The following is an 18,227-nucleotide window of genomic DNA, read 5'->3' as shown; positions in this document are numbered from 1 at the left end:
ATGGCTAAGCAACCCAAGCGCATTCAAGCCTGGACCGGCGACCGCGACGCGACCCACACGGTCGAAGCCGCCATCGCCCTGGTGAAGGCCAACGCCAAGGCCAAGTTCGACGAATCGATCGAAATCTCGGTCAACCTGGGCGTCGACCCGCGTCACGCCGACCAACAGGTCCGTGGCGTCGTGAACCTGCCCTCGGGCACCGGCCGTGACGTCCGCGTCGCCGTCTTCGCCAAGGACGCCAAGGCGGCCGAAGCGACCGCGGCTGGCGCTGAACACGTCGGCGCCGAAGACCTGTACGAAAAGATCGCCGGCGGCTTCATGGACTTCGATCGCGTCATCGCGTCGCCGGACATGATGGCTCTGGTCGGTCGCCTCGGTAAGGTGCTGGGCCCGCGCGGCCTGATGCCGAACCCGAAGGTCGGCACCGTGACGCCGAACGTCGGTCAGGCCGTCAAGGACGCCAAGGGCGGCGCCGTCGAGTTCCGCGTCGAGAAGGCGGGTATCGTCCACGCCGGCATCGGCAAGGCCTCGTTCACCGACGAAGCTCTGATCATCAACGTCAAGGCGCTGGTCGAAGCTCTGAACCGCTCGAAGCCTTCGGGCGCCAAGGGCATCTACGTGAAGCGTATCGGCCTGTCGTCGACGATGGGTCCGGGCTTCAAGGTGGACGTCGCCTCGGTCGGCTAATCGCCTTTCGAAGCAAGTTACCTGGACGGGCGCTGGAGCGATCCAGCGCCCGTCTTGCGTTTGGGGCTGGTGGTTTGGCGGTTCGGCTAGACGATGTTACCTTTTGGCTAGACGGAGATGATCCATGGCCTTCCACGTCCGCGATCCCGAGACCGACGCCCTGGTGCGAGAGCTGGCCGACAAAACCAAGCTCGGCATCACCGAGGCGGTGAAGCTGGCCGCTGCAGAGGCCCTGGCGACACGCGAGCAGGCGCGGGCAGAGAAGTTGGCGCGGATCGATGCGATCCTCGCCGAGTTCGATAAATCGCCGCGTACTGGTTTGAAGGCCGACAAGGCCTTCATGGACATGATCAACGGCGACTGATGTTCGTCGACGCCTCGGCCTGGGTGGCCATCATCCTTCGAGAGCCGGAGCGCGAGCAGTTTCGTATCTCTCTGGCCGATGCGTCAGTCATCCTGACGTCGCCCATGGCGATCTGGGAGACGGTTCGGGCGGTGACGCGCGAGACCAAGGATCCGGTCGAGGTTGTGAGCGCGCGCCTGACGGCGCTTCTGGCCAGCGCCGGTGCGCGGGTCGTTTCGATCGGTGTTCTGGAAGGGCAATTCGCCGTCGAGGCGCATCACCGCTTCGGCAAGGGCGTTCATCCCGCCAAGCTCAACATGGGCGACTGTTTCGCCTATGCCTGCGCGAAGGCTCATGGCGTCCCTTTGTTGTACAAGGGCGAGGACTTCGCCCTGACCGATATCGAGGCCGCCTGACGTGATCGAGCAGAACGTGGACGTCGCCGTGATCGGCGGCGGGCCGGCCGGGTTGATGGCGGCCGAGACGGCAGCCGCGGCTGGCAAGAGCGTCGCCGTGTTCGAGAAGATGCCGACCTTCGGGCGCAAGTTCCTGATGGCTGGGCGCGGCGGGCTGAACCTCACCCATTCCGAAGACTTCGAGCGGTTCGTGCAGCGTTATGGCGCGCGGGCGCAAACCCTGCGGCCGCTGCTGGAGGCGTTCACACCGGCCGATCTGGTCGCCTGGGCCGAGGGGCTGGGCCAGCCGACCTTCGTCGGCGCCAGCGGCCGGGTGTTCCCAAAGGCGATGAAGGCCTCGCCGCTGCTGCGGGCCTGGCTGGCGCGGCTGGAGGGGCTGGGCGTCTCCTTGCGCACCCGGGCCGAATGGACCGGCTGGACGCCCGACGGCGGCGTGCTGATCAACGGCGATGAAGTCGTGCGGGCCAAGACGGTGATCCTGGCCCTGGGGGGCGCGTCCTGGGCCAAGCTGGGCTCGGATGCCGCGTGGATCCCGGCACTGGAAGGGCAGGGCGCTGAGGTCGCCCCGTTCCGCGCCGCCAACTGCGGTTTCGACGTCGCCTGGAGCGATCTGTTCCGCGAGCGGTTCGCCGGGGAGCCGCTGAAGAACGTGGCCCTCAAGCATGGCGAGGCGATCGCGCGCGGTGACGCCATGGTGGCCGGCTACGGCCTGGAGGGCGGGGCGGTCTATGCGCTGGCGGCCTCCCTGCGCGACGCGATTGAGGCCGAGGGCCGGGCGGTAGTGGAGATCGACCTGCGCCCCGACATTCCGGTCGAGACCCTGGAGCGGCGCCTGCTGTCGCCGCGCGGGGGGCAGAGCCTGGCCAACTTCCTGCGCAAGGCCGTCAAGCTGTCGCCGGTCGAGGTGAACATCCTTCGCGAGGCCCACGGCCTGGAGCTGCCGACCGAGCCGGCGGCCCTGGCGGCGGCGATCAAGGCCGCGCCGATCGCGCTGACCGCCGTCCAGCCGCTGGAGCGCGCGATCTCGGCAGCCGGCGGCGTGCGGTTCGAAGGGCTGGACGGGCTGGCGCTGAAATCGCGTCCGGACGTGATCCTGGCTGGCGAAATGCTGGACTGGGAGGCCCCGACCGGGGGCTACCTGCTGCAGGCCTGTTTCGCGACGGGCGTGGCGGCGGGGAAGGCGGCGCTGGGGCGGTTGGCTTAGCGCCCCCTCCGTCTCGTCGCCTATCGGCGCCGATCCACCTCCCCCGCTTCGCAGGGGAGGAGAAGCTATTCCTCACCCGTGAAACGGGGGAGGTGGCGCGCGGCGTAGCCGCGTGACGGAGGGGGCGCTCAGCTGCGCCTACTTCATCGCCGCCCGGATCTTCGCCGCCGTCGCCTCCAGGTCCTTCGGATCGGCCGCAGCGTTCTCCGCCAGATAGGCCGGCTTGCCCGCCACGCGGGGGATCACGTGCATGTGCAGGTGCGGCACGCTCTGGCCGACGCCATTGTTCTGCAGGACCATGAAGCCCTCCAGCCCGAGAGCCTGGACCTCGGCGCGGCCGACCTTCTGGACCACGGCCATGACCTTGGCGAGGTCGGCGGGGTCTATGTCCAGGATGTTGCGGGCCTTGGAGGTCTTGGAGATCACCAGCACGTGGCCGGGCTCCATCGGGGCGCGGTCCATGAAGGCCAGCACGTCCTTGTCCTCGTAGACCTTGTAGGCCGGCGCCTCGCCGCGAATGATCCTGGCGAAGATGTTGCTCGGGTCATAGGCGGCGGTCAGCGGCAGGGGAGGGCGCGGCGCGCTCTTGGGATCGAACTGGCCGAGCCAGCGGATCACTTCGCTCTCCAGCGCGATGCGGGCGTCCGAGAAGCTGTGGTCGGTGGGCAGGTAGGTCTCGGTGACGGCGCTGGCCCCGGCGGCGCGGGCGGCCTCGACGACCTTGCGGTTCGCCGGGCCCAGCGCCAGTTCGGCGCCGATCACCAGGGCGGGGCGCTGGCCCAGTTTCGCCAGCAGCGGCGCCAGACGCAGCTGGTCGCCGTCGCGCTCGAGCTCGGCGACCAGGCCCTCAGGCGTGGCGACCAGCGGCGGGGTGTCGGGGCGCAGGCGGTCGATGGCGGCCTGGCGGCTGGCGGCGTCGACGATGGTCGCCTTGCGGGCGCCGATGTCGGCGGCGTCGATCAGCACCGCCCCCGCCACGCGCGGATCGGCGGCGGCGGCGCTGGCGGTCATGAAGCCGCCCAGGCTGTGCCCGGCGACGACGATGCGCGACGCATCCACGCGATACTTGGCGGCGTTGGCCGGGTCGGCCAGCCAGGCCACGGCCGCTGCGGCGTCGACGCGGGCGTTTCCGTACGAGAACTTGCCCTGGCTGCCCCACGAGCCGCGATAGTTGATCCGCATGGCGTTCCAGCCCGCCCGGCGCACGGCCTGCAGCAGGTCGATATTGGTCTCGTTGCCCGGGAAGCCGTGCAGGAACAGCAGCGTCGGATGCGGCCCCGCGCCCGCCGCCGTGTAGAGGATGGCGTTGACCTTCGAGCCCTGGATGTCGACCTGGAAGGCCGCCATGTCGGCCGGATGGTCCTTGTCGCGTGGGTTGTCGGCGACCACGGCGCGCGGCGTCGGCGCGACCTTGGGCTCGGCGAGGGCGGGACCGGCGAGAGCGGCCAGAACGAGGGCGCAGGCCCCGGCGATGAACTTGCGAGTCATGAGGCGTCCCCGTTCCATGTCGCCGCCGATAGATCCAGAAAGCGCCCTCAGGGGAAATAGCGCTATTTCATAAAGCGGCTGATCTCGCGCCCTGTTGATATCCTCCCCCACATCGTCTATACGGCGCGCCTTCTCCGATGAACTCTGGTTCATCAGAGAACCTGTTTGAGAACTACGGGGCGTGGGGTCACCAACGCCATAATCGAGGAAGAGCCCTTCCTTGCCGTCGGGAGACAGGGATAGAGACGCCGACGCTCTCCTGCCCCAGGACCCTTGGTCCGGGACAGACACGCGGCCGACTTTCCTTGGAACAGGCTGATGCAGCTCGCTTGCGGGAGCGATCCCGCGTGTGGACCGCATTTGGCTGCCGGAATGGTCCGGCCGCTGTAATTGAGTAGGAGACCGCAATGGACCGCGCTCAAAAGCAGGAATCGATCGAGTCGCTGAAAAGCGTCTTTGCCGATGCCGGCGCTGTCGTCGTGACCCACTACATGGGTCTGACCGTTGCGGAAATGACCGACCTTCGTCTTCGCCTCCGCAAGGAAGGCGCCGCGATCAAGGTTGTGAAGAACACCCTGGCCCTCAAGGCTCTGGACGGCTCGCTTGGTGAACCGGGTTCTGCCCTGTTCACTGGCCCTGTCGCCATCGCCTACGGCCCGGACGCCGTCTCGGCCGCGAAGATCGCGGTTCAGTTCGCCAAAGAAAACGACAAGCTCAAGATTGTCGGTGGCATCCTGGATCGCGTTGACGTGCTCGACGAAGCCGGCGTGCGTGCTCTGGCGACGCTGCCGTCGCTGGACGAACTGCGTGGCAAGCTTATCGGCCTCATCCAGGCTCCGGCGACCAAGATCGCTGGCGTCCTGCAGGCCCCGGCTGCCCAGCTGGCTCGCGTTTTCAACGCCTACGCGACCAAAGACGCCGCGTAACGGTCATCCCCGCATATCTATCCCAATCTCTCTAAGGAACTGACACATGTCGAAGCTCGAAAAGCTGGTCGAAGAACTGTCCACCCTGTCGGTGCTGGAAGCCGCTGAACTGTCGAAGCTGCTGGAAGAAAAGTGGGGCGTTTCGGCCGCCGCTCCGGTCGCCGTCGCCGCTGCTGGTGGCGCTGCCGCCCCGGCTGAAGCTGCTGAAGAGCAAACCGAGTTCACCGTTGTCCTGGTCGACGGCGGCGACAAGAAGATCAACGTGATCAAGGAAGTTCGCGGCGTCCGTCCGGACCTCGGCCTGAAGGAAGCCAAGGACCTGGTCGAAGGCGCTCCGCAGAACGTCGTCGAAAACGTCTCGAAGGCCCAAGCCGACGAAGTCGCGAAGAAGCTCACGGAAGCCGGCGCCAAGATCCAAATCAAGTAATCTGGCCCCAGCGTCAGCTGGGATCAGGTTCCTTTTGGAACTGCCGAGCGGCCTCGGAGGGAAACCTCCGGGGCCGCTTTCCTTTTGGGGGTCTCGCGCGCGGCGCGGGAGTTTCAGGCTTGCGGGTCGCTGGCTTGGCGCTCTGGCCGCCAGGGCATGGCCAGCTTGGTCGCCGTCATCGAGAAGATCACCCAGCCCAGGTCGTTCTGGAGCAGCGCGTCCGCCTCCGACAGGCTGTGCAGCGTGAAGACCGTCAGAAACGGCATGAAGAAGAAGGCCGGGGCCGTCGAAAGCCTGATCAGCCCCTTGAGCCAGGATCCGCCCAGAAGCGCCAGCCAGGCGGCGACGCCGAAATAGCCGAGCTCGATCCAGAGGCCCAGAACCGTGTTGTGGGCGGAAAAGATCGTGAAGCCCTGCTCCTTGGAGATCCAGGCGACGGGGCCGCGTCCCGACTGATCGTCCCAGACGGCGCCGTAGCCGTAGCCCGTCCAGGGTTTCAGGTCGATCTGCCGCTGGACGGCCTCCCAGATTACCGTGCGGCCGGTCAGGGTGGCGTCGCGTCCGATCAGCTTGAACACCAGCTCCGGGGCCAGCACCAGGACGGCGCCCAGCAGGGTGACGAAGCTCACCGCGGCGAACACCGCCAGCGTGCCCAGGGCGGCGTTGTGGCGGCACAGGGCGATGATGGGAACGAAGCACAGGCCGGCCATGCACGACAGCAGGGCGGTCTTCGAGGTCGACAGCAGCAGCAGGGCGAAGGCGGCGGCGGCGAAGCCCAGCCACAGCTTGCGGCGCACAGGATTGGCGAGGGCGCAGGCCAGGAACGTCGGGGTGGCCAGCGACATGGCCGCGCCCAGCTGGTTCTTCTGGCCATAGACCCCGCGCCAGGCGCCGACGAAGTCCTGCGACATGACCCCATAGGACGGCATCAGCACGCCGAAGATGAAGGACATCGCCACCACGACCGCATAGCAGGTCGCCACGACCTCCAGCGTCTTGGGCCATTCGAACCGCTCGGCCAGCAGCACGCCCGCCAGGGTCGTGAAGATGATCGCGACCAGGCGGCGCTGGGTGACGCCCGGCTGCAGGCTCCAGACGATCGAGCACACGGCCACGGTCAGCAGGGCGACCAGCAGCCAGGAACGGGCCAGGGTCTTGGCGAAGCGCCAGGGGCGCATGCAGATGACCGCGAACACCGCGAGATAGACCGGAAAGAACACCAGGCGCAGCGCGGCCGACATCGGGTTGGCTGCGCTGGACGAGGGTTCGGCCCCGCCATTGCCGGGACCCATGACCAGCATGACGTAGAACTGGCTGAAGGCCAGGGTCGCAAAGACGCAGGCCCAGAACGGAATGTCGATCGGACGCCGCCCGCCGTCGAAGGCCGGCGTCGACGCCCGCGGCGCCGTTGCAGCATAGAGGCTGTCATACGCCGACATTCGATTTTCCCTCGCCCCAGGGTAGAGATGACTTTCGAGGACAAGTGTTAATTTCTCCTGAAATGGCGGGTTTGCGACATAGCCAGGTCGCTTGCGCCGGCGGCGATTTGCCGGCCTCATGGCCCTGTTTCGCCGGAGCCCCATCTTGAACCGCAGAGCCTTCATCGCCGGCGCCGCCGTGCTGACCGCCACGCCCAGCCTGGCGCTTGGGAAGGGGGCGGCCGACGGCCTGGGCGGGATCCGCATCCCGGCCTCGGCCTGCGACAGCGAACTGCGGGGGCTGTCGCCGACCGGCGGCAAGGACTACTGGGCGTCGGGCTCCAAGGGCTGGCTGGTGCGGGGCAAGGGCGAGCGCCAGGACGCCATGCGCATCGTCGGGGCCGAAGCGCTGGACTTCCGCGGCCTGCATGCCTTCAGCGACAGCCACGTGCTGGCCATGAGCGCCGGGCCCGGCGACGCCTCGCAGCTGTGGCGCACCCGCGACGGCGGCAAGACGTGGGTTCAGGTGACGACCAACCAGGATCCCGAAGGCTTCTGGGACTCGATCGCCTTCGTCGACAGCCGGCGCGGCTTCATCCTGGGCGATCCGACCCAGGGGCGGTTCACGGTGCTCTACGCCGCCGACGGCGGCGAGACCTGGAGCCGGCTGAAGCCCGAGGGCGTGCCGCCGGCCGACGACGGGGAGGGCGCCTTCGCCGCCAGCAACGGCTGCTTCGCCATCGGCCGGCATGGCCAAGCAGCGTTCTGCACCGGCGGCGCGGGCAAGGCGCGGGTCTATCTGTCGCGCGGCGGCGGCGGGGTGTTCGTGGCGCTGGACACGCCGATCCTGGCCGATGCGCCGTCCAAGGGCGCGTTCGCCTGCGCCTTCGCCAAGGACGGGACGCTGTGGGTCTGCGGCGGCGACTACAAGAACCCGACTGCCGAAGGCGTGAACCTGGCGCGGCTGGCGCCGGGCCAGATCACCTTCGAGGCCGTGCCCGCGCCGGCCGGTTATCTCTCAGGCCTGGACATCCATGGCGGCACCGTCATGGCCACGGGCCTGGCCGGCACGATCGTCAGCCACAAGGGCGCGCCGTTCCAGCAGGTCTCGACCGCGCCGATGAACAGCGTGCGGCTGACGGGCAAGGGCGCGGGCGTGCTGTGCGGTCCGGGCGGAACGATCGGGTTGTGGAAGGCGTGACGCCTGAGCTCGCGGCGGCGATCTGAAGGTCCGTTTGTCAGCGCGATGCTGAGGGCCCTTCGCGACCCATCTGAGAAGTTGGCGACGTCTGCTCGGTGATGCTTGGAAGCGCGGCGCTAGGCGAGCAAGAACAGCCCGCGCTTACGCGCGATGTCATTGGCGTTGGCAATCATCGCATCATCCTGAAATAGCAGGAGGTCTGTTCGGTCATAACCACCGATGATCCGCAAACGGCGATCACAGACGTAGATGTCCATCAGCTTCTGTTCCCGGATGCTAGGGCGAACGACCTGCTCAAGCGCGCGCTCGTCCAACCCGCTTCGCAAGAGCTCTGGACTGCTGGCGTCTAGCCAATCTTCGCCTGTGAGCAAGTCGGCGTAGAAACGCACGAAACGCTCCTCTTGTTCGAGATAGCTCGCGATCGAACCTGACTCTTTCGCCAAGTCGTAGAACATCAATTTCGACGAGCTGGCTTCATCCTCAGTAAGCCAGTGATCAAAGGCCGAGACCCAGCGTGGAGTGTACCCATGCGTCGCAAACTCCGCGTCTTCGAAGGTTTCCAATTCAATGAAGGCGGAGGATGCGTCGATCACAACCGATGCTAGAACGAGCGCCGTCTGCTTTCCATCCTTAGCTGACGTTCCGAGCTCCTCTCTTTTAGGCAGCCGCGAACTGGAACCCTTCCGCTCAAGCTACGTTTCCCCCGCATGCTCAAGCTCGCTGGTGTCCTGCTCGTCCTGATGATCCTGTTCGGGGTCCTTGGCTTCGTCGTCGACGTCGCCGGGGCGCTGACCAAGGTCGCGTTCTTCGTCTGTCTGATCGCCTTCGGGGTCTCCCTGGTGGTCAAGATGGTCAAGAAGACCTAGCGCCGCCGCAGCCCTTGCGGTCTGCCGCGCGGGATGGTGGGTTTCGGGCATGGACCTGAACGCCCTCGGACCACGCATCTGCATCATGGGGCCGTCGAGCAGCGGCAAGTCGACCCTGGCGGCCGCCATTGGGCGCGCGCGCGACCTGCCCGTCGTGCATCTGGACCAGCTGCATCATCTGCCCGACACCAACTGGCGGCCGCGCCCGGAGGCCGAGTTCATCGCCCTGCATGATGCGGCGATCGCGGGGCCCCGCTGGGTGATGGAGGGCAACTATTCGCGCTGCGTCCCCCAGCGACTGGCGCGGGCGACGGGGTTGATCCTGCTGGACGCTTCGACCGCGACCAGCCTGCTGCGCTACGTGCGGCGCTCGCTGTTCGAGCGACAGCGCCATGGAGCGCTGGAGGGCGGGCGCGACAGCGTCAAATGGGCGATGATCCGCCACATCACTGTGGCCACCCCGCCCAGCCGCCAGCGCTACCGGGCGCTGTTCGACAAGGTGGAGCTGCCGAAGGTGTTGCTGCCCGATCCCGGCGCGCTGAAACGCTTCTATGCGGCGACGGGGCTGACGGGCCCGCGTTAGGCTTTCGTCAAATTGCCTCTTCCCATCCTTATCCACATCCCCTATATCCCCGCGTTCACGAAGATATTCGGCGGAGCGCTTTGGCGCGTCCGTATTACGCCCCGAGGCGCGATCAATAGCCCTCCGATCGCGCGAAGGGGCGCCCTCAGGCTTCCGGTCCCGGTCGCCTGACAGGGGAATTCCAGCGTCCGCAGCTCCCTCTAGCAGGCGAGCGGCGAGGGTGGACGCTACGGACATTCGAATTCACGCGCGGATTCCGTCCGCGCCGCAGGGAAAAAACATGGCGCAATCCTTCACCGGCAAGAAGCGTATCCGGAAGTCGTTCGGACGCATCCCCGAGGCTGTGCAGATGCCGAACCTCATCGAGGTTCAGCGCTCCTCCTACGAACAGTTCCTGCAGCGCGAGGTCCGTCCGGGCCAGCGCCGCGACGAGGGCGTGGAAGCGGTCTTCAAGTCGGTGTTCCCGATCAAGGACTTCAACGAGCGCGCCGTGCTCGAATACGTCTCGTACGAATTCGAAGAGCCCAAGTACGATGTTGAAGAATGCATTCAGCGCGACATGACCTTCGCCGCGCCGCTGAAAGTCAAGCTGCGCCTGATCGTGTTCGAAACGGAAGAAGAAACCGGCGCCCGCTCGGTCAAGGACATCAAGGAGCAGGACGTCTACATGGGCGATATCCCGCTCATGACGGACAAGGGCACCTTCATCGTCAACGGCACCGAGCGCGTCATCGTTTCGCAGATGCACCGCTCGCCGGGCGTGTTCTTCGACCACGACAAGGGCAAGACCCACGCCTCGGGCAAGCTGCTGTTCGCCGCCCGCGTGATCCCGTATCGCGGCTCGTGGCTGGACTTCGAGTTCGACGCCAAGGACATCGTCTACGTCCGCATCGACCGTCGCCGCAAGCTGCCGGCCACGACCTTCCTCTATGCCCTGGGCATGGACGGCGAAGAGATCCTGACCACGTTCTACGACGTCGTCCCGTTCGAGAAGCGCGCGGGCGGCTGGGCCACCCCGTACAAGCCCGAGCGCTGGCGCGGCGTGAAGCCGGAGTTCCCCCTGGTCGACGCCGACACGGGTGAGGAAGTCGCTCCGGCCGGCACCAAGATCACCGCCCGCCAGGCCAAGAAGTTCGCCGACGGCGGCCTGAAGACCCTGCTGCTGGCCCCGGAAGCCCTGACCGGTCGCTACCTGGCCCGCGACGCCGTCAACTTCGAGACCGGCGAGATCTATTCGGAAGCCGGCGACGAGCTGGACGTTCCGGCGATCCAGGCCCTGGCCGACCAAGGCTTCGACACCATCGACGTGCTGGACATCGACCACGTCACGGTCGGCGCCTACATGCGCAACACCCTGCGCGTGGACAAGAACGCCGTCCGTGAAGACGCGCTGTTCGACATCTATCGCGTCATGCGTCCGGGCGAGCCGCCGACCGTGGAAGCGGCCGAGGCGATGTTCAAGTCGTTGTTCTTCGACGCCGAGCGCTACGACCTGTCGTCGGTGGGCCGCGTGAAGATGAACATGCGCCTGGAGCAGGACGTGTCGGACGAAGTCCGCATCCTGCGCAAGGAAGACGTCCTGGCCGTGCTGAAGGTCCTGGTGGGCCTGCGCGACGGTCGCGGCGAAATCGACGACATCGACAACCTGGGCAACCGTCGCGTTCGCTCGGTCGGTGAGCTGCTGGAAAACCAGTACCGCGTCGGCCTGCTGCGCATGGAACGCGCCATCAAGGAACGCATGTCGTCCGTCGACATCGACACCGTGATGCCGCACGACCTGATCAACGCCAAGCCGGCCGCCGCCGCCGTCCGCGAATTCTTCGGCTCCTCGCAGCTGTCGCAGTTCATGGACCAGACGAACCCGCTGTCGGAAATCACCCATAAGCGTCGTCTCTCGGCCCTCGGCCCGGGCGGTCTGACCCGTGAGCGCGCCGGCTTCGAAGTTCGCGACGTTCACCCGACCCACTACGGCCGGATCTGCCCGATTGAAACGCCGGAAGGCCCGAACATCGGTCTGATCAACTCGCTGGCCACCCACGCGCGCGTCAACAAGTACGGCTTCATCGAGAGCCCGTACCGTCGCGTGAAGGACGGCAAGCCGCAGGACGAAGTCGTCTACATGTCGGCGATGGAGGAATCCAAGCACGTCATCGCCCAGTCGAACATCGCGGTGTCCGAAGGCGAGATCGTCGACGACCTGGTCCCGGGCCGCATCAACGGCGAACCGACCCTCCTGCAAAAGGAGACGGTCGACCTGATGGACGTGTCGCCGCGCCAAGTCGTGTCGGTGGCGGCCGCCCTGATCCCGTTCCTCGAAAACGATGACGCCAATCGCGCGCTCATGGGTTCGAACATGCAACGTCAGGCCGTGCCGCTGGTGCAGTCGGACGCCCCCCTGGTCGGCACCGGCATGGAAGCCGTCGTCGCCCGTGACTCGGGCGCAGTCGTCATCGCCAAGCGCACGGGCGTGGTCGAGCAGATCGACGGTACGCGTATCGTTATCCGCGCCACCGAAGAAACCGACGCGGCCCGCTCGGGCGTCGACATCTACCGGATGTCGAAGTTCCAGCGTTCGAACCAGTCGACCTGCATCAACCAGCGTCCGCTGGTGAAGGTGGGCGACCGGATCAACACTGGCGACATCATCGCCGACGGTCCCTCGACCGAGCTGGGCGAACTGGCCCTGGGCCGCAACGCGCTCGTCGCGTTCATGCCCTGGAACGGCTACAACTTCGAAGACTCCATCCTGATCTCCGAACGCATCGTCCGCGACGACGTCTTCACCTCGATCCACATCGAGGAATTCGAAGTCATGGCCCGCGACACGAAGCTCGGCCCGGAAGAAATCACCCGCGACATCCCGAACGTCGGCGAGGAAGCCCTGCGCAACCTCGACGAAGCCGGCATCGTGGCGATCGGCGCCGAAGTCCAGCCGGGCGACATCCTGGTCGGCAAGGTCACCCCGAAGGGCGAAAGCCCGATGACGCCGGAAGAAAAGCTCCTGCGCGCCATCTTCGGTGAAAAGGCCTCGGACGTCCGCGACACCAGCCTGCGCCTGCCCCCGGGCGTCGCCGGCACGATCGTCGACGTGCGCGTGTTCAACCGTCACGGCGTCGACAAGGACGAACGCGCCCTGGCCATCGAACGCTCGGAAATCGACCGTCTGGGCAAGGACCGCGACGACGAGTTCGCGATCCTGAACCGCAACATCTCGGGCCGCCTGCGTGAACTGCTGGTCGGCAAGGTCGCTCTGTCGGGTCCCAAGGGCCTGTCGCGCGGCGAGATCACCTCGGAAGGCCTGGCTCAGGTCGCTTCGGGCCTGTGGTGGCAGATCGCCCTCGAAGACGAGAAGGCGATGGGCGAACTGGAAAGCCTGCGCCGCCTGTTCGACGAGAACCGCAAGCGCCTCGACCGTCGTTTCGAAGACAAGGTCGACAAGCTGCAGCGCGGCGACGAACTGCCCCCGGGCGTCATGAAGATGGTCAAGGTCTTCGTGGCCGTGAAGCGCAAGCTTCAGCCGGGCGACAAGATGGCCGGCCGTCACGGCAACAAGGGCGTCATCTCGCGCATCCTGCCGATCGAGGACATGCCGTTCCTCGCCGACGGGACGCACGTCGACGTCGTTCTGAACCCGCTGGGCGTGCCCTCGCGCATGAACGTCGGTCAGATCTTCGAAACCCACCTGGGCTGGGCCTGCGCCAATCTCGGCAAGCAGATCACCAACCTGCTGGAAGACTGGCAGCACGGCGGTCAGAAGCAGGCTCTCGTCGAGCGCCTGCAAGAGATCTACGGCCCGGACGAAGAACTGCCGGACACCGAAGAGGGTCTGGTCGAACTGGCCAAGAACCTGGGCAAGGGCGTTCCGATCGCCACCCCGGTGTTCGACGGCGCGCGCATGGACGACATCGAGGGTCACCTCGAAATGGCCGGCGTCAACAAGTCGGGTCAGTCGATCCTGTTCGACGGTCTGACCGGCGAGCAGTTCAAGCGTCCGGTCACGGTCGGCTACATCTACATGCTGAAGCTGCACCACCTGGTCGACGACAAGATCCACGCCCGTTCGATCGGTCCGTACTCGCTCGTCACGCAACAGCCGCTGGGTGGTAAGGCCCAGTTCGGCGGTCAGCGCTTCGGGGAAATGGAAGTGTGGGCTCTGGAAGCCTACGGCGCGGCCTACACCCTGCAGGAAATGCTGACGGTGAAGTCCGACGACGTGGCCGGCCGGACCAAGGTCTACGAGTCGATCGTCCGCGGCGACGACACGTTCGAAGCCGGTATCCCGGAAAGCTTCAACGTGCTGGTCAAGGAAATGCGCTCGCTCGGCCTGAACGTCGAGCTGGAGAACAGCTGATCCGGATCACCGCTCCCGCCTGATGGCGGGAGCGGCCCTGATTGCCGCTCTCCAACTTTGAATTTTCGCGGGCAGTCCCGCAGAAGGAACCAAGATGAACCAGGAAGTCCTGAACATCTTCAATCCGGTCCAGGCCGCTCCGACCTTCGACCAGATCCGCATCTCGCTGGCCTCGCCGGAAAAGATCCGCTCGTGGTCGTTCGGCGAGATCAAGAAGCCGGAAACCATCAACTACCGCACGTTCAAGCCCGAGCGTGACGGCCTGTTCTGCGCCCGTATCTTTGGCCCGACCAAGGACTACGAATGCCTGTGCGGCAAGTACAAGCGCATGAAGTACAAGGGCATCATCTGCGAGAAGTGCGGCGTTGAAGTCACCCTGGCCCGCGTCCGTCGCGAGCGCATGGGTCACATCGAGCTGGCCTCGCCGGTCGCCCACATCTGGTTCCTGAAGTCGCTGCCGTCGCGTATCGCCATGATGCTCGACATGCCGCTGAAGGACATCGAGCGCGTCCTGTACTTCGAATACTACATCGTCACCGAGCCGGGCCTGACCCCGCTGAAGCAGCACCAGCTGCTGTCGGAAGACGACTACATGCGCGCCCAGGAAGAGTATGGCGACGACAGCTTCACCGCCGAGATCGGCGCCGAGGCCGTGCAGAACCTGCTGAAGGCCATCGACCTCGAGAAAGAGGCCGAGCGTCTGCGCGAGGAACTGGCCGGCACCGTGTCGGACATGAAGCAGAAGAAGTATTCGAAGCGCCTGAAGATCCTGGAAGCCTTCCAGGAGTCGGGCAACCGTCCCGAGTGGATGGTGCTGACGGTCGTTCCGGTCATCCCGCCGGAACTGCGTCCGCTGGTGCCGCTGGACGGCGGCCGCTTCGCGACCTCGGACCTGAACGACCTGTATCGCCGGGTCATCAACCGTAACAACCGCCTCAAGCGCCTGATCGAACTGCGCGCGCCCGACATCATCATCCGCAACGAAAAGCGGATGCTGCAGGAGTCGGTCGACGCCCTGTTCGACAACGGCCGTCGCGGTCGCGTCATCACGGGCGCCAACAAGCGTCCGCTGAAGTCGCTGGCCGACATGCTGAAGGGTAAGCAAGGTCGCTTCCGTCAGAACCTGCTGGGCAAGCGCGTCGACTATTCGGGCCGTTCGGTCATCGTGGTCGGTCCCGAGCTGAAGCTGCACGAGTGCGGCCTGCCCAAGAAGATGGCTCTGGAGCTGTTCAAGCCGTTCATCTATGCGCGCCTGGACGCCAAGGGCCTGTCGGGCACCGTCAAGCAGTCCAAGCGCATGGTCGAGCGCGAGCAGCCGCAGGTGTGGGACATCCTCGAAGAGGTGATCCGCGAACACCCGGTCATGCTGAACCGCGCGCCGACGCTTCACCGTCTGGGCATCCAGGCGTTCGAGCCGAAGCTGATCGAGGGCAAGGCCATCCAGCTGCACCCGCTGGTCTGCGCCGCGTTCAACGCCGACTTCGACGGCGACCAGATGGCCGTGCACGTCCCGCTGAGCCTGGAAGCTCAGCTGGAAGCGCGCGTCCTGATGATGTCGACCAACAACATCCTGTCGCCCGCCAACGGTCGCCCGATCATCGTGCCGTCGCAGGACATCGTCCTGGGCCTGTACTACCTGTCGGTCGCCCGCGAGGGTGAGCCGGGCGAAGGCAAGATCTTCGCCGACCTGGGTGAAATCGAAGCCGCCATGGACGCGGGCGTCATCTCGCTGCACGCCAAGATCAAGGCGCGCCACACCGAGATGACTCCGGAAGGCGTTCTGCTGCGCAAGGTGATCGACACCACGCCGGGCCGGATGAAGATCGCCGCCCTGCTGCCGCACCACCCGCAGATTGGCCACCGCCTGATCGAAAAGGCGCTGACCAAGAAGGAAATCGGCAATCTGATCGACATCGTCTACCGCCACTGCGGTCAGAAGGCGACGGTCATCTTCGCCGACAAGGTCATGGGTCTGGGCTTCAAGGAGGCCGCCAAGGCCGGCATCTCCTTCGGCAAGGACGACATCATCATCCCGAAGCGGAAGGAGGCCATCGTGGCCGAAACCCGCTCGCTGGCCGAAGAGTACGAGCAACAGTACGCCGACGGTCTGATCACCAAGGGTGAGAAGTACAACAAGGTCGTCGACGCCTGGGCCAAGGCTACCGATCGCGTCGCCGACGAGATGATGGCCGAGCTTCAGATGAAGCATAAGGACGAGAACGGCCGCGAGCGCGAGATCAACGCCATCTACATGATGGCCCACTCCGGCGCCCGTGGTTCGCAAGCCCAGATGAAGCAGCTGGGCGGCATGCGCGGTCTGATGGCCAAGCCTTCGGGCGAGATCATCGAGACCCCGATCGTCTCGAACTTCAAGGAAGGCCTGACCGTTCAGGAGTACTTCAACTCCACCCACGGCGCCCGTAAGGGTCTGGCCGACACCGCGCTGAAGACGGCCAACTCGGGTTACCTGACCCGTCGTCTGGTCGACGTCGCGCAGGACTGCATCATCGTCGAGGAAGACTGCGGCACCACGAAGGGCATCACCCTGCGCGCCGTCGTCGAGGGCGGCGACGTGCTGGTCTCGCTGGGCCTGCGCGTCCTGGGCCGCTTCACGGCCGAGGACGTCAAGAACCCGAGCACCGGCGAGCTGGTCGTTCCGGCCGACACCTATGTCGACGAGAACATCGCCGACGCCATCGAGGCGGCGGTCGTCCAGTCGGTGAAGGTCCGTTCGGTCCTGACCTGCGAAGCCAAGATCGGCGTCTGCGGCGCCTGCTACGGCCGCGACCTGGCTCGCGGCACCCCGGTGAACATCGGCGAAGCGGTCGGCGTCATCGCCGCCCAGTCGATCGGTGAGCCCGGCACGCAGCTGACCATGCGTACGTTCCACATCGGCGGCACCGCCCAGGTGGCCGAGCAGTCGTTCTTCGAAGCCTCGAACGAGGGTACGGTCCGGGTCATCGGCCCGACGGTCATCGGCGCCGACGGCGCTCTGGTGATCATGAGCCGCAACACCTCGGTCAGCGTGCTGGTCGACGGCAAGGAGCGCGAGACCTACAAGCCGCCGTACGGCGCCCGCCTGCGGGTCAAGGACGGCGACCTGGTCAAGCGCGGCCAACGCCTCGGCGATTGGGACCCCTACACCACCCCGATCATCACCGAAGTGGCCGGCAAGATCCGCGCCGAAGACCTGGTGGATGGCCTGTCCATCCGCGAGGAAGTCGACGAAGCGACGGGTATCGCCCAGCGCGTCATCGCCGACTGGCGCACCTCGGCCCGCGGTTCGGACCTGCGTCCGGCCATGGGCGTGCTGGCCGACGACGGCTCGTACAAGCGCCTGTCGAACGGCGGCGAGGCTCGCTATCTGCTGTCGGCCGGCGCCATTCTCTCCGTCGCCGATGGCGACGAAGTGAAGCCGGGTGAAGTGATCGCGCGTATCCCGACCGAAGGCGCCAAGACCCGGGACATCACCGGTGGTCTGCCGCGCGTCGCCGAACTCTTCGAAGCCCGCCGTCCGAAGGACTGCGCGGTCATCGCGGAAATGGACGGCCGCGTCGAATTCGGCAAGGATTACAAGAACAAGCGCCGGATCAAGATCACGCCGGACGTCGACGCCGATGGCAATCAGGCCGAAGCGGTCGAGTTCCTGATCCCGAAGGGCAAGCACATTGCCGTTCACGACGGGGACTTCATCTCGAAGGGCGAGTACATCATCGACGGCAACCCGGATCCGCACGACATCCTGCGCATCCTGGGCGTCGAGGCCCTGGCCAACTTCCTCGTCGACGAGATCCAGGAGGTCTATCGTCTGCAGGGCGTGCCGATCAACGACAAGCACATCGAGACGATCGTTCGTCAGATGCTGCAGAAGGTCGAGATCCTCGAGCCCGGCGACACCGGCCTGATCAAGGGCGACCACCTTGATAAGCCGGACTTCGACAAGGAACAGGACAAGGCTGTCGCCCGTGGCGGTCGTCCGGCTGTGACCCAACCGGTCCTGCTGGGCATCACCAAGGCCTCGCTGCAGACCAAGAGCTTCATCTCGGCCGCATCGTTCCAAGAGACGACGCGCGTCCTGACCGAAGCCTCGGTGCACGGCAAGACCGACACCCTGGAAGGCCTGAAGGAAAACGTCATCGTGGGTCGCCTGATCCCCGCCGGTACGGGTTCCTACCTGCGCAGCCTGCAGCGCGTCGCCGCCAAGCGCGACGAGCAGCTGGCCCAGCAGCGCGAAGAAGCGATGGAGCCGCTGCCGGCCGAGATCGCGCTCTCGGACGCCGAATAGGCGTCCGAGACTCTCGGAAACGCGGGCGTCCG

Annotated in this window: 14 protein-coding genes; 11 read left to right on the top strand and 3 right to left on the bottom strand. The window is 66.0% G+C overall.

What is annotated here, in order from left to right; translation table 11 throughout:
• The 4 genes from rplA (at nucleotide 1) to E1H18_RS14535 (ending at nucleotide 2,650) form a co-directional block, all read left to right on the top strand.
• Nucleotides 1-687, top strand: coding sequence for a 50S ribosomal protein L1 (rplA, locus tag E1H18_RS14550; protein ID WP_172269644.1), 687 nt, complete (start codon nucleotides 1-3; stop codon nucleotides 685-687).
• Between the two features lie 124 nt (nucleotides 688-811).
• Nucleotides 812-1,051: a type II toxin-antitoxin system VapB family antitoxin gene (locus E1H18_RS14545; protein ID WP_172269642.1), complete on the top strand. Its 240-nt coding sequence runs from the start codon at nucleotides 812-814 to the stop codon at nucleotides 1,049-1,051.
• Complete coding sequence (locus E1H18_RS14540; protein WP_172269640.1) at nucleotides 1,051-1,446, top strand: type II toxin-antitoxin system VapC family toxin; 396 nt, start codon at nucleotides 1,051-1,053, stop codon at nucleotides 1,444-1,446. The genes E1H18_RS14545 and E1H18_RS14540 overlap by 1 nt, the downstream gene beginning before the upstream one ends.
• Complete coding sequence (locus tag E1H18_RS14535; RefSeq protein WP_172270362.1) at nucleotides 1,430-2,650, top strand: TIGR03862 family flavoprotein; 1,221 nt, start codon at nucleotides 1,430-1,432, stop codon at nucleotides 2,648-2,650. The genes E1H18_RS14540 and E1H18_RS14535 overlap by 17 nt, the downstream gene beginning before the upstream one ends.
• Nucleotides 2,651-2,788: 138 nt before the next feature.
• Here E1H18_RS14535 and E1H18_RS14530 read toward each other — a convergent pair whose 3' ends face one another.
• Nucleotides 2,789-4,138 carry an alpha/beta fold hydrolase gene (locus E1H18_RS14530; protein ID WP_172269638.1) on the bottom strand — a complete coding sequence of 450 codons (1,350 nt, stop codon included), beginning with the start codon at nucleotides 4,136-4,138 and terminating at the stop codon, nucleotides 2,789-2,791.
• 407 nt (nucleotides 4,139-4,545) lie between these two features.
• Here E1H18_RS14530 and rplJ point away from each other — a divergent pair, with 407 nt between their 5' ends.
• Both rplJ and rplL read left to right on the top strand, forming a co-directional pair.
• Complete coding sequence (gene rplJ, locus E1H18_RS14525) at nucleotides 4,546-5,064, top strand: 50S ribosomal protein L10 (RefSeq protein ID WP_172269636.1); 519 nt, start codon at nucleotides 4,546-4,548, stop codon at nucleotides 5,062-5,064.
• A 46-nt stretch (nucleotides 5,065-5,110) separates the two neighbouring features.
• Nucleotides 5,111-5,491, top strand: coding sequence for a 50S ribosomal protein L7/L12 (gene rplL, locus E1H18_RS14520; RefSeq protein WP_172269634.1), 381 nt, complete (start codon nucleotides 5,111-5,113; stop codon nucleotides 5,489-5,491).
• Between the two features lie 113 nt (nucleotides 5,492-5,604).
• Here rplL and E1H18_RS14515 read toward each other — a convergent pair whose 3' ends face one another.
• Nucleotides 5,605-6,930, bottom strand: coding sequence for an O-antigen ligase (locus E1H18_RS14515; protein WP_172269632.1), 1,326 nt, complete (start codon nucleotides 6,928-6,930; stop codon nucleotides 5,605-5,607).
• Nucleotides 6,931-7,075: 145 nt separating this feature from the next.
• Here E1H18_RS14515 and E1H18_RS14510 point away from each other — a divergent pair, with 145 nt between their 5' ends.
• Nucleotides 7,076-8,110: a photosystem II stability/assembly factor-like protein gene (locus tag E1H18_RS14510; RefSeq protein ID WP_241736036.1), complete on the top strand. Its 1,035-nt coding sequence runs from the start codon at nucleotides 7,076-7,078 to the stop codon at nucleotides 8,108-8,110.
• Between the two features lie 116 nt (nucleotides 8,111-8,226).
• On the opposite strand, the gene E1H18_RS14505 is transcribed toward E1H18_RS14510, so the two are convergent.
• A complete protein-coding gene (locus E1H18_RS14505) occupies nucleotides 8,227-8,703 on the bottom strand; it encodes a hypothetical protein (RefSeq protein ID WP_172269628.1) in 477 nt (158 codons plus the stop codon).
• Between the two features lie 114 nt (nucleotides 8,704-8,817).
• Between E1H18_RS14505 and E1H18_RS14500 the strand changes: the two genes are divergently transcribed.
• From E1H18_RS14500 to rpoC, 4 genes are all read left to right on the top strand, one after another.
• The gene (locus E1H18_RS14500; protein ID WP_172269626.1) at nucleotides 8,818-8,976 is read left to right on the top strand and encodes a hypothetical protein; all 159 of its coding nucleotides are present in this window, start codon (nucleotides 8,818-8,820) and stop codon (nucleotides 8,974-8,976) included.
• Between the two features lie 49 nt (nucleotides 8,977-9,025).
• On the top strand, nucleotides 9,026-9,559 hold the full coding sequence (locus E1H18_RS14495) for an AAA family ATPase (RefSeq protein WP_172269624.1): 534 nt from the start codon (nucleotides 9,026-9,028) through the stop codon (nucleotides 9,557-9,559).
• A 280-nt stretch (nucleotides 9,560-9,839) separates the two neighbouring features.
• Nucleotides 9,840-13,910, top strand: coding sequence for a DNA-directed RNA polymerase subunit beta (gene rpoB, locus E1H18_RS14490; RefSeq protein ID WP_172269622.1), 4,071 nt, complete (start codon nucleotides 9,840-9,842; stop codon nucleotides 13,908-13,910).
• A gap of 94 nt (nucleotides 13,911-14,004) precedes the next feature.
• Nucleotides 14,005-18,195 carry a DNA-directed RNA polymerase subunit beta' gene (gene rpoC / locus E1H18_RS14485; RefSeq protein ID WP_172269620.1) on the top strand — a complete coding sequence of 1,397 codons (4,191 nt, stop codon included), beginning with the start codon at nucleotides 14,005-14,007 and terminating at the stop codon, nucleotides 18,193-18,195.
• Nucleotides 18,196-18,227 lie beyond the last annotated feature (32 nt).

The sequence above is a fragment of the Caulobacter sp. RHG1 genome (assembly GCF_013181195.1).
In the GTDB taxonomy this organism is placed as follows: Bacteria; Pseudomonadota; Alphaproteobacteria; order Caulobacterales; family Caulobacteraceae; genus Caulobacter.
The sequence above is the reverse complement of the archived record's forward strand: the minus strand, read 5'-3'. Positions and strand labels throughout refer to the sequence as shown.

Coding starts and splice junctions, on each gene's coding strand:
- E1H18_RS14515 (WP_172269632.1), bottom strand. CDS start 6,930: ATGTCGGCGTATGACAGCCTCTATGCTGCAACGGCGCCGCGGGCGTCG.
- E1H18_RS14545 (WP_172269642.1), top strand. CDS start 812: ATGGCCTTCCACGTCCGCGATCCCGAGACCGACGCCCTGGTGCGAGAG.
- rplL (WP_172269634.1), top strand. CDS start 5,111: ATGTCGAAGCTCGAAAAGCTGGTCGAAGAACTGTCCACCCTGTCGGTG.
- E1H18_RS14530 (WP_172269638.1), bottom strand. CDS start 4,138: ATGACTCGCAAGTTCATCGCCGGGGCCTGCGCCCTCGTTCTGGCCGCT.
- rplJ (WP_172269636.1), top strand. CDS start 4,546: ATGGACCGCGCTCAAAAGCAGGAATCGATCGAGTCGCTGAAAAGCGTC.
- E1H18_RS14540 (WP_172269640.1), top strand. CDS start 1,051: ATGTTCGTCGACGCCTCGGCCTGGGTGGCCATCATCCTTCGAGAGCCG.
- rpoB (WP_172269622.1), top strand. CDS start 9,840: ATGGCGCAATCCTTCACCGGCAAGAAGCGTATCCGGAAGTCGTTCGGA.
- E1H18_RS14500 (WP_172269626.1), top strand. CDS start 8,818: ATGCTCAAGCTCGCTGGTGTCCTGCTCGTCCTGATGATCCTGTTCGGG.
- rplA (WP_172269644.1), top strand. CDS start 1: ATGGCTAAGCAACCCAAGCGCATTCAAGCCTGGACCGGCGACCGCGAC.
- rpoC (WP_172269620.1), top strand. CDS start 14,005: ATGAACCAGGAAGTCCTGAACATCTTCAATCCGGTCCAGGCCGCTCCG.
- E1H18_RS14495 (WP_172269624.1), top strand. CDS start 9,026: ATGGACCTGAACGCCCTCGGACCACGCATCTGCATCATGGGGCCGTCG.